This window comes from Litorivivens sp., from assembly GCF_041625495.1.
Lineage (GTDB): Bacteria > Pseudomonadota > Gammaproteobacteria > Pseudomonadales > Spongiibacteraceae > Litorivivens.
In genome coordinates, this window is record NZ_JBFJTH010000235.1 from 1 (window position 1) to 4322 (window position 4322).

Sequence of the window (4322 nt, forward strand, 5' to 3'; positions counted from 1 at the left end):
ACAATATGACTTCTGGGCGCAGGAACTGGGCAGCATCTCTGCCTGGCAGCGCTGTTTTGCTCGCGTTGTAGCACGCACAGACGAGAGCGCAGATTGTTTTACCCTGCGGCTGCGACCAAACCGCAATATGCCTGCCTACCAAAGCGGCCAGCACGTAAACCTTAGCGCCGTGATCGAAGGCCGCCGCATAAGCCGCAGCTATAGCCTGACCAGCCTGCCAGGCGAGCGCGATCTCTCCATCACCTTGCGCCGCGAGCCTGAGGGCCTGATGAGCAATTGGCTCTATGAAAACGCCCGCATAGGCACGACGCTGGAAATTGGCGAGGTATTTGGCGACATGACACTGGCTGACTGCAGCGTGAGGAAAAACGACAAGTTACTTTTCCTCGGCGCCGGTAGTGGTATTACGCCACTCTATAGTTTGATTCGGGACGCGATTAACAAGGGCCATCAAGGCAGCATCACGCTGCTTTACTGGGACAAAAGCGCTGAGCATTTTTGCTTCGACGCAGAGCTTGCCGCGCTCGAAGCGAGCTCACAATTAAATATTCAGCGCATCTCCACGCGCAGCAAGGCGAATAGCCAGCCGCATGGCCGAATCAGCAAAGCACAGATCCTGACGCTAATTGACGAGCTAGACCCTGAAATAAGCCCGGAACTAGACCCAGGGTTTTCCCTGCAAGCACAAGATTCGCCGACCGTGCACAGCTTCATCTGCGGTGGTGGCGGCTTTGTCGAGAGCGCGCGCCAGATTTGCAGCGCATTGGGCATAGAGCGTATACACGCCGAAGCATTCACGGCCTCGCCTGTTACCCGCAACTCGGAAGAAGCCGAAACCTTTTATCGGGTCGAGCTGCTCCGCTCCGGCACCAGCATCGAGGTATCCAGCCACAGCAACTTGCTGACGACACTGGAATCAGCCGGTATAGCCGTGGAGAGCGGCTGCCGCCTGGGCATCTGCAACACCTGCAGCTGCCCCACCCGTGAGGGCAGTACGCTCGACACCAGTACCGGCCTGCTCAATACGGGCAACTCTACGCGCCTGTGTATCAGCCAGGCTCGCAGCAACTTAATTCTCGATCTCTAGGACACAACCATGACCCATAGCAGAGCATTGACCCCGGCCGAAATGAAAGAATTCGGTGCCGAACTGGACGCTTTAAAACAACGTGAACTCGCCGATGTTGGTGAAGTCGACGCGCGCTATATACGCCGCATTGTCAAAGCCGTGCGCTATAGCGAGGTACTCGGGCGAGCCTTTCTCTATGGCGCCATTGTGTTTCCGCCACTGTGGCTTTTAGGCGCTTTAGTACTGGGTATTTCAAAAATTCTGGAGAATATGGAGCTGGGCCACAACGTCATGCACGGCCAGTACGACTGGATGAACGATCCCCAGCTGAGCGGCAAAAACTACGAATGGGATATCGCCGGAACCAGCGACGACTGGCGCAAAACGCACAACTACGAGCACCACACCTACACCAATATAAAAGGCAAGGATTCGGACGTTGGTTACGGTCTGCTGCGCCTGTTCCCCGAACAGCGCTGGCGCCCCTTCTACCTGCTGCAGCCGCTGTGGGCCGCTCTGTTGGCGCTCCTCTTTCAATGGGGTGTGGCCATTCAGGATTTGGAACTGGGTAAAGTCGCCAGCGGTCGAAAATCTAAAGAGGAGCTTAAAAAGGGTTTAAAGCCACTGTCGAAGAAAGTTAAGCGGCAACTGCTACGCGACTATTTATTCTACCCGCTACTAGCAGGCCCCTTCTTTTTAACGGTATTCACCGGCAACCTGGTGGCAAACCTGATACGCAACCTGTGGACCTATATGATTATTTTCTGTGGGCATTTCACGGCCAATGCGCAGGTCTTTCCTGTTTCGGTGCTGGAAAACGAAACACGCGGCCAGTGGTACCTGCGGCAAATGCGCGGCTCGTCCAACCTGCGCGGCGGCAAGCTGTTTCATATTTTGTCGGGAAATTTGAGCCATCAGATCGAGCACCACCTGTTTCCAACGGTACCCGCACGACGCTATGCGGCTCTATCTGTTGAAGTTAAAGCCCTGTGCGAAAAATATGGCCAGCACTACAACGTAGGGTCATTAGCCCGCCAGTTTTCTCAGGTACTTTATCGGATCTTGCGGCACTCGCTACCGTCTAGCGCCTCGGCCATGAAACCTCTATCAACCGAAGCAAGCACTGCATAAAGCCCCGGGGTCATCAGGTAAGGCTAAGCCGAGCGCCTAGCCTTACTATTTTTCTTCCTTACTTCTTAGCCCGCTCAATAGCCGCATCAGTGCCAATATGGATTAAGGCTTCAGCTGCACTACCGGGTGCAGCACCTGCGCGTCGGGCAGCTTCACCCTTGGCAATATCCGTCAGGATTTCTTCGCTAGTCGCTGGCGGTTGAGTTCCATCCTTACCTGCATCCGGCGCCGGCTTGGGCTTGCTCTCGGCGACATCACCACTATGGCCGTCGTGATGATTATGTCCGTCGCGATCGGCGTCGCCATGCTCGTGGTCACGATCTTTGTGCTTTACTTTGCCTTCGCCAGATTTCTTAGTTTGGCCTGGAGGCATGCCATCAACCCAACCCTCCTTTTTGCCTTTGCTAGCTGCCTGGTCATGGCCATCGTGATCGTCATCTGATTTGTACTTGTTCTTATTCTTGTGCTTATTCTTGGATTTGGCCTCTTCTTTATCCTTGCTTTTATCCTTGTCTTTTTTCTTATCCTTTTTATCGGCCTTGTCTTTGTCCGAATGATCTTTAACCGTCTTTGGCTTCGCCGATTCGCTATCGTCGTCCGCAAACGCGCCGGCAACCGGCAAAGCCAGTGCGGCAATACAGAGGTAGGTGAAAATTGTCTTTGTCATCATTTATCCCTATCGTAGTGAATTAATCAATTTACCGATGCCGCGACCGCATAACAAGCGCTATGAGTTGTGCATATTCACGTGCGAACCCTCAATGTATAAAGACAAAAAAAAGCCAGCAAATGCTGGCAAGAAGCAGTTGGAGAAACGCTGCTAATTAAATCGGACTTTAAACTCAGCACCAATTACGCGGCCTTTGTTGAGCGGCGAGAAAGTTGTCACCCCCAGAGCACCGAAAGGTAGCTGGGTATCACCGCCTTCCGTGCTTTCATCTCGCAGGTTTTTTCCGTAAAGAGACACTGTCCATGCTTCGGAGTTGGGCGACAAAGACAGGGTCGCATCCACCATATTGGCATCGTTCAGGGTGCCACGGTTGTTATCGGTATAGGCCGATTCATCGCGGTGGCTATAGCTGAGCTGGGCAGTTGCAAAACCGAAGTCACCAATATTCTGGTCGTAGATAACACCGAGACTGCCGGTAAGCGGTGCCAACCGGGGCAGATCCAACTCGCCATCCTGGCCATTCACCAAACCGTCGCCGTTGAGGTCAAACTTCACTTCCCGGTATTCGCCTTCGACGTAACCCAGTGACATGTTGACTACCAGATCGGACAGCACGGCATAACGTCCTTCCAACTCGATCCCCATGAGTTCAGCATCAGCTGTGTTACGAACAATTTGCACTACGCCAGAACCGCCCGAAGGCAAATTGACTTCCCGCTGCATATCCTCTATCTGGTTATAAAACGCGGCTACGTTCAGGCGACCCCGGCCATCCGCTGTGTCGTACTTGGCGCCAACTTCGAAGCTGTTCTGTGTCTCTTCGTCAAATGGACCGGGAGCAAATGCCGGAGCGGTGTTGCGAAGATTATAGCCGCCACTTCTAAAGCCTTTAGTCACAAACGAATAGACTTGTAGCTGATCCGTCGGGGTCCAGGTGGCACCGATTTTGGGCGTGATGTTGGACCATGACTTATCATCTTTAAAGTCGAAGGCACAGTTGCCACCCATCACGTCACACTGGCCTGCAGGCACAACATCGGCAGGTCTCTGGGCGCCAATAATAGTCGCCTGCAAGGTTCTGATTTTTGCGTCTTTGCTTTCTTTCGAGAAACGCCAGCCCGCAGTAAGGGTGAGCGTTTCCGACATCAAGTAATCGACCGAGGTAAAAACACCCCAAGTGTCGTGATCCTGAATACCGCCACCATAAAAATGTGCAAATGCGGCCGAAGGAAGTGCGCGAACCACGCGATTTTCCTGATATTTAACTTGCTGATCGAAGTAATACAGACCTGCGGTCAGATCTATCTTCTCGCCAAGGCGACCATTGAAGCGAAACTCATTGCTCACCTGCTCCTGCCGGGTTTCAAAGCCAGCATGGAAGAGCGTTGTCGGTGAGGCATCGATATCACTTACACCCTCGCTACCGTAATTTCGAAAGCCCAGAATGTTGGT

4 protein-coding genes are annotated in these 4322 nt (G+C 53.2%); 2 read left to right on the forward strand and 2 right to left on the reverse strand.

All coding sequences use genetic code 11. The features are described from left to right. Both ABYP39_RS17620 and ABYP39_RS17625 read left to right on the forward strand, forming a co-directional pair. Positions 1-1087, forward strand: a 1087-nt coding sequence (locus ABYP39_RS17620) for a flavin reductase family protein (RefSeq protein WP_372783899.1), incomplete at its 5' end; no start/stop codon positions are given. A gap of 9 nt (positions 1088-1096) precedes the next feature. After that, positions 1097-2200: a fatty acid desaturase gene (locus ABYP39_RS17625; protein ID WP_372783901.1), complete on the forward strand. Its 1104-nt coding sequence runs from the start codon at positions 1097-1099 to the stop codon at positions 2198-2200. A 58-nt stretch (positions 2201-2258) separates the two neighbouring features. On the opposite strand, the gene ABYP39_RS17630 is transcribed toward ABYP39_RS17625, so the two are convergent. Beyond that, positions 2259-2870: a hypothetical protein gene (locus tag ABYP39_RS17630; protein WP_372783903.1), complete on the reverse strand. Its 612-nt coding sequence runs from the start codon at positions 2868-2870 to the stop codon at positions 2259-2261. A 150-nt stretch (positions 2871-3020) separates the two neighbouring features. After that, a partial coding sequence (locus ABYP39_RS17635; RefSeq protein ID WP_372783905.1) for a TonB-dependent receptor occupies positions 3021-4322 on the reverse strand: 1302 nt, incomplete at its 5' end.